Source organism: Streptomyces sp., assembly GCF_050698815.1.
Taxonomy (GTDB): Bacteria; Actinomycetota; Actinomycetes; order Streptomycetales; family Streptomycetaceae; genus Streptomyces.
In genome coordinates this window covers 1-5,985 of the sequence record NZ_JBOHCV010000445.1, presented here as the reverse complement: position 1 = coordinate 5,985, position 5,985 = coordinate 1, and the positions used below count along the sequence as shown (strand labels likewise).

Annotated in this window: 5 protein-coding genes and 1 pseudogene; 2 read left to right on the top strand and 4 right to left on the bottom strand. The window is 70.4% G+C overall.

Annotated features, from left to right (window positions below; all coding sequences use genetic code 11):
• The 4 genes from ACRDP3_RS16290 to ACRDP3_RS16275 form a co-directional block, all read right to left on the bottom strand.
• Nucleotides 1-314 (bottom strand): 2-oxoglutarate dehydrogenase E1 subunit family protein (locus tag ACRDP3_RS16290; protein ID WP_431517676.1); only part of this gene is annotated, 314 nt, incomplete at its 3' end.
• Nucleotides 315-574: 260 nt separating this feature from the next.
• Nucleotides 575-1,657: an ATP-binding protein gene (locus ACRDP3_RS16285; RefSeq protein WP_431517677.1), complete on the bottom strand. Its 1,083-nt coding sequence runs from the start codon at nt 1,655-1,657 to the stop codon at nt 575-577.
• Nucleotides 1,658-1,806: 149 nt separating this feature from the next.
• The gene (locus tag ACRDP3_RS16280; RefSeq protein WP_431517675.1) at nt 1,807-2,649 is read right to left on the bottom strand and encodes a response regulator transcription factor; all 843 of its coding nucleotides are present in this window, start codon (nt 2,647-2,649) and stop codon (nt 1,807-1,809) included.
• A 79-nt stretch (nt 2,650-2,728) separates the two neighbouring features.
• Nucleotides 2,729-3,439, bottom strand: a complete 711-nt coding sequence (locus ACRDP3_RS16275; protein WP_431517674.1) for a spermidine synthase — start codon at nt 3,437-3,439, stop codon at nt 2,729-2,731.
• A 461-nt stretch (nt 3,440-3,900) separates the two neighbouring features.
• On the opposite strand from ACRDP3_RS16275, the gene ACRDP3_RS16270 reads away from it, so the two are divergent.
• The gene (locus ACRDP3_RS16270; protein WP_431517673.1) at nt 3,901-5,124 is read left to right on the top strand and encodes an RNA-guided endonuclease InsQ/TnpB family protein; all 1,224 of its coding nucleotides are present in this window, start codon (nt 3,901-3,903) and stop codon (nt 5,122-5,124) included.
• 39 nt (nt 5,125-5,163) lie between these two features.
• Nucleotides 5,164-5,787: pseudogene (locus ACRDP3_RS16265) on the top strand (S16 family serine protease); the annotation flags it as partial.
• Nucleotides 5,788-5,985 lie beyond the last annotated feature (198 nt).

Here is a 5,985-nt window from a genome sequence, read left to right as displayed (position 1 = left end):
GCCGGGGCCGGGGCGGCGGGGGCCGGGGTGGGCTTCTCCGGTGCGGGCGTCGCCAGCGTGGGCGCGGCGGCCGCGCCAGGTGTGGTGGTGGCCGCGGCCGACGGCTGGCCTACCGCTCCCACCGCCTCCGCGCCTGGCTTGTAATCGGCGAAGAAGTCCCACCAGGCTCGGTCCACCGAGTTCGGGTCCTGGAGGTACTGCTGGTAGATCTCGTCGACGAGCCATTCGTTGGGCCCGAACACGGCGGCGGGATCTGCTCCCTGCCCGTCCTGCTGGGTCGAGGCGCTCGAGCTGTTGGGGGACTGTGACGACACGGCGGCAACCGCCCTCTTCCGCGTTCCTTGAGTGATGGACAGCGGAAATAAAGGCTACGCCTTTCCCCGGCTCCCTTGCAGTCCGGGAGGCCCTCCCGTCGTGCAAGTCACATCGGTAGGCCGGTTTCGGCGCAAGTTTTGGCGGGAAACACACAGAGTTCGCCGTGGCCCGGAACCAGAACCCTGGTTCCGGCGTCACGTGGCGTGGATCTCCCCCGGCATTCCCTCGTCAGCCGCATTGCCGCCCTGCCGACCCTACGTCAACCGGGTGCCGACTCCCGGCCCGGAAGAGTGACCTGGATGCGACAGCCGCGAGGAGATTCGGCCACCCTGATCCAGCCACCGTGCAGATCGACCGCCCAGCGCGCGATCGCCAGGCCCAGGCCCGTACCGCCGTCGCCCACACCCGCACCGGGATGCGACGCGGCCTCGGTGCTCTTCGAACGGTTGAAGCGCTCGAAGACGAGGGCACGCTCCGCCGCGGGAATGCCGGGGCCCTCGTCCAGCACCTCCACCTCGAGGCTCTCCTCGCCCTCGGACGGGCGCGCCCGCACGGTGACCCGGCCGTGCGGCGGGCTGTGCTTGACCGCGTTGTCGATCAGGTTGGCGACGACCTGGTGGAGCCGCTCGGCGTCGGCATAGGCGGTCAGTTCGGGTGGTGAAACGTCCAGGTGCAGGTGGACGTCCGTACGGGAGTGCCCCTGGCCCTTGCTCATATTGGCCTCTTTGAGCACGCCGGCCAGATACGGCCACACCTCGAAGCGGCGGGCGTGCAGCGGGACCACACCGTTGTCGAGCCGGGAGAGGTCGAGCAGGTGTGCCACCAGCCGGCCGAGCCGCTCGGTCTGCTGCAGCGCGGTACGCATGGTCTCCGGATCGGCGTCGGAGACGCCGTCCACCACGTTCTCCAGCACCGCGCGCAGGGCGGCGATGGGGGTGCGCAGCTCGTGCGAGACATTGGCGACCAGCTCCTTGCGGTGCTGGTCGACGGCCTCCAGGTCGGCGGCCATGCGGTTGAAGGTCTCCGCCAGCTCGCCGAACTCGTCCCGCCGGTCCCCCCGCACCCGGCGGGAGTAGTCGCCGTCCGCCATGGCTCTGGCCGCGTCCGTCATCTCATCCAGCGGCGCGGTCACGGACTGCGCCACGAACTGGGTGATCAGCAGCGAGGCGATGATCGAGATGATCGTGATCACCCGCAGCTCGGTCGCGGAGTTGACCGCGAAGAGCGCGAGCAGCGTGGTGATCACCACCGAGACGATCACCAGCGCGCCCAGCGCCGCCTTCACCGAGCGGTACGGATCGAGCGGGCGCAGCCCCTGCCAGAGCCGGTCGAGCGTCCGCATCCAGACGGGCTCCCAGCGGCGGCGCAGCCGCGCGTGCCCACGGCGCAGACCGTGCAGCAGGCGCCGTGCCGTGCGAGTGGTGCGGGCGGTGCGGGCCGTGCGGGCGCTGGGCGTATCAGACACGTCGGTCACTTCGGGGGCCGTCGCCGTCAGATCCCGTCGGCAGCCGGCCCGGCGGATCCCCCGGCGACGGCGGACGAGGCGGACGGCTCCGCGCCGGACGCGCCCGCCGAACCGGACGACGGCGTCTCCAGCGCGTACCCGACGCCGTGCACCGTGCGGATGCGCTCGGCTCCGATCTTGCGGCGCAGCGCCTTGATGTGGCTGTCGACCGTGCGCGTACCGGAGGCGTCGGCCCAGTCCCAGACCTCGGCGAGCAGCTGTTCCCGCGACAGCACCGCGCGCGGAGAGTGGGCGAGGCAGACCAGCAGGTCGAACTCGGTGGGGGTGAGGTGAACGTCCTCACCGGTGACCCGCACCCGGCGCTGCGCGTGGTCGATCTCCAGCTCGCCGAGGCGGAGTATGCCGCTGCGCGGTGTGTGCGCGGCGAGGGTGGCCCGCTCGACCCGGCGCAGCAGTACGTGCACCCGTGCGGCTACCTCGCGCATGGAGAACGGCTTGGTCATGTAGTCGTCCGCGCCGACCCCGAGCCCGACCAGCATGTCGGTCTCGTCGTCCCGTGCCGTCAGCATCAGCACCGGCACCGGCCGCTGTGCCTGCACCCGGCGGCAGACCTCCAGCCCGTCGAAGCCCGGCAGCATCACATCGAGCACGATCAGGTCCGGCTGCCACGCCTCGGCGGTGTCCACCGCCGCCGGGCCGTCCACCGCGGTCTGCACCTGGAAGCCCTCGGCCCGCAGTCGCATCGCGATCGCGTCGACGATCGTCGGGTCGTCTTCGACGACCAGGATGCGGCGCTGGGCGCCAGGGGTGGTCGCTGCGGAGGCGTTGCCGTTGCCGCCTTGTGTTGGTGTGGTGTTGTTCTGGTCCATTCGACCCCGCCCCTGCGTCGCCCCGTGACTTGTTTGTGTGCGTGCTGGCAGCAGCGTAAGGGCCCGGTGTGGGCTGCGGCTATGCCGGTTTGGTTGCGAAGTGAACCACGTCGGGGACGCCTCGGGCGACGGGGATCTCTTCGGTTCGTACCCTTGTGAATCCGGCATTGCGCATTGCGTCATCGAATGTCGGGGTGGCTTGGGCGGACCAGACCGCCAGCACGCCGCCCGCAGTGAGCCGGGCGGCACACGCGGCGAGGCCGGCGGGGGAGTACAGGGAACCGTTGTCCGGTGTGACGGTCCAGTCCGGGCCGTTGTCGACGTCCAGGCACAGCGCGTCGAAGAGGTCACCGGCTGTTCGCAGGTACGTCATGAGGTCGTCATGCACGATCTCCGTACGGGCGTCGCGCAGCGCACCCGCCGAGATCGCGGAGAGCGGGCCGCTGTCCCGGTGCCAGCCGATCACCGCCTCCTCCCGCTCCACGACCGTGATGCGGCCCCAGCGCGGCTCGGCGGCGGCCTCGGCGAGCGAGAAGCCGACGCCCAGTCCGCCGATGAGCAGCCGGGGCGCGTCCCGGGACGCACCGGGTCCGCTGTCGTGCCGGGTCAGCTCGGCGAGAGCGGCCCGTACCAGCAGCCGCTCGGACCGGCCGTCGGAGGTGTCCATGAGGAAGGTGCCGTTGGCGATGATCTGCAGCAGCTCGCCGTGCCGCCGCAGTACGACCTCGCCGTACGGACCGGTGCGGCGGTCGAGGACGACGGGCGGGGCGGTGTCGGACTCCGGCGGCATACGGCCATCCTCTACCGACAAGGCCCGGAAGTTCCCTCCCGTTGAATCGCGGGTGGCTCGGGGCCGGGCCTCGGCCCGCGCTGTGCGCGGCGGATGCCTGCCGTGGAGGCTGGCCGGCGGCACCTCCACGGCTTCGCCAGGGCACCTGCCGGGCTACTGCCTCCCGGCCTCGCCGGTCGGGGCGCAGCGGGACTGATCGCCTGCGCCGGGCCTCGGCCCGATGGTGAAGCGATTGTGAGTAGTGCTGTGGTCCGCAGGCTGGAGCGGACAGCTTGTCGCTCGATTTGCTGACGGACCAACGACAGTGCCCCGCCGAGCGATTCGGCGAAGTAGGAACCGGACCACAGGCGCAACTCGACCACTTCACGAAAACTAGTGCGCACGCGAAGGGCGAAAGTGGGCGGCGACCACTTCCGGTGTTCTGTATGTCCGTCATGATCCAGGTATGTATGGTGATCGGCATGCAGCTTCGGTACAGCTTCCGCCTGTATCCGAACGGGCCTCAGCGCGCGGCGTTGAGCAGGGCGTTCGGGTGCGCCCGCGTCGTCTTCAACGACGCGTTGCGCGTCCGCAAGGACGCCCACGAACAGGGCGCGCCGTATCCGAAGATCGGGGATCTGTCCAAGCAGGTCATCACCGAGGCGAAGAAGGTCCCCGGACGGGCATGGCTGGCCGAGGTTTCCGCCGTGCTGCTGCAACAGTCGCTGCGGGATCTGGACACCGCGTATGCGAACTTCTTCGCGTCAATCAACGGCACCCGCAAGGGGCCGAAGATCGCCGAGCCCCGCTTCAAGTCCCGCAAGGACAACCGTCATTCGATCCGCTTCACCGCGAATGCCCGGTGGAAGATCACGCCCGGCGGGGACCTGTCGTTGCCGAAGATCGGCGATGTGCGGGTGAAATGGTCCCGCGTCCTGCCGTCCGTGCCGTCCACAGTGACCGTGGTCGGGGATGCGGCCGGAAGGTACTTCGCTTCGTTCGTGGTCGAGGCCGAGCCGGACTTCCTCCCCGAGGCGGATGCCACGGTCGGCATCGACCTGGGCCTGACGCATTTCGCCGTACTGTCCGACGGCCGCAAGATCGACTCTCCGCGCTTCCTGCGCAGGGCCGAGAAGAAGCTCAAGCGGGAACAGAGACGGTTGTCCCGCAAGGCCAAGGGCAGCAACAACCGGTCCAAGGCCAGAAACAAGGTCGCACGGGCACATGCCCGGGTAGTCGACGCACGCCGCGACTTCCACCACCAGCTCTCCACCAAGCTGATCCGCGAGAACCAAGCGGTCGCAGTGGAAGACCTGGCGGTCAAGGGACTCGCCCGCACCCGCATGGCCAAGTCCATCCACGACGCCGGATGGTCCGCGTTCCTGGCCATACTGGAGTACAAAGCGGCCAAGCACGGGCGCGGGTTCCACAAGATCGGCCGGTTCGAGCCGACCTCTCAGGTCTGTTCGACGTGCGGGATCAAGGACGGCCCCAAACCCCTGCACATCCGCGAATGGACCTGCCGGGGCTGCGGGACCGTCCACGACCGCGACGTCAACGCCGCGATCAACATCAAGAAGGCCGCCGGGCTGGCGGTTACAGCCTGTGGAGCGCAGGTAAGACCGGGACTCCTCCCGGCACAGCGCGTCGAAGCAGGAACCCACCGAGACGGTCACACGACCGTGGCAGGAATCCCCGCCCCATAGGGCATGGAGCGGAAGTCAATCCCCGTTCCTCTCTACCGAGAACCGAGAGGGGACCCGGCCGAGTGCCGCACCGCCGTGCCGGGCGTGGCGACCGGACTGGCGGTCACCGGAGCGGGCGGGGACGTGCTCTTCGTGGAGGCGTCGCTCGCCGACCTGGAGACGGGCGCCTCGGGGCTGACCCTCACCGGGCAGCTGGGTGAGGTGATGAAGGAGTCGGCGCACATCGCCCTGTCCTACCTGCGCTCGCGCGGCGCCGAGCTGGAGCTGCCGGTCGGCGACCTGAAGGACCGCGGCATCCATCTGCACGTGCCGGCGGGGGCGGTGCCCAAGGACGGCCCGAGCGCGGGGGTCACCATGTCCACCGCGCTGGCCTCGCTGCTGAGCGGCACTCAGGTGCGTACGGACGTGGCGATGACCGGCGAGGTGTCGCTGACCGGCCGGGTGCTGGCCGTCGGGGGCGTCAAGCAGAAGCTGCTCGCCGCGCACCGCGCCGGCGTGCGCACTGTGGTCATCCCGAAGCGGAACGAGCCCGATCTGGACGACGTGCCGCGGGAGGTGCTGGACGGGCTCGACGTCCGCCCGGTCTCCGACGTACGGCAGGTGCTGGACCTGGCGTTGACGCCGGCGGCGAGCGGCGCGCGGGAGGTGCCGGTGGCGGCGTGAGGTACGCCGGGCGACGGGCGCGGCCGGAACGGGGGTCCGGCCGCGCCCCGGGCGGTTACGACCTGGTGCGCGATAGCGGGCGGGCTCCCGACGCCCTGCGACTCCGTCTCCCGCGTTGTCGTCGGTCGACGACTCCCCCACAGCCTGGACGGCGTGGGTGGGGGTCCCCCCGGCAGAGCCAGGGGGCGTGCCCCCACC

What these genes read in the sequence shown, in the direction of transcription:
- ACRDP3_RS16275 (WP_431517674.1), bottom strand. Translation starts at nt 3,439, where the DNA reads ATGCCGCCGGAGTCCGACACCGCCCCGCCCGTCGTCCTCGACCGCCGC.
- ACRDP3_RS16270 (WP_431517673.1), top strand. Translation starts at nt 3,901, where the DNA reads ATGCAGCTTCGGTACAGCTTCCGCCTGTATCCGAACGGGCCTCAGCGC.
- ACRDP3_RS16280 (WP_431517675.1), bottom strand. Translation starts at nt 2,649, where the DNA reads ATGGACCAGAACAACACCACACCAACACAAGGCGGCAACGGCAACGCC.
- ACRDP3_RS16285 (WP_431517677.1), bottom strand. Translation starts at nt 1,657, where the DNA reads ATGCGGACGCTCGACCGGCTCTGGCAGGGGCTGCGCCCGCTCGATCCG.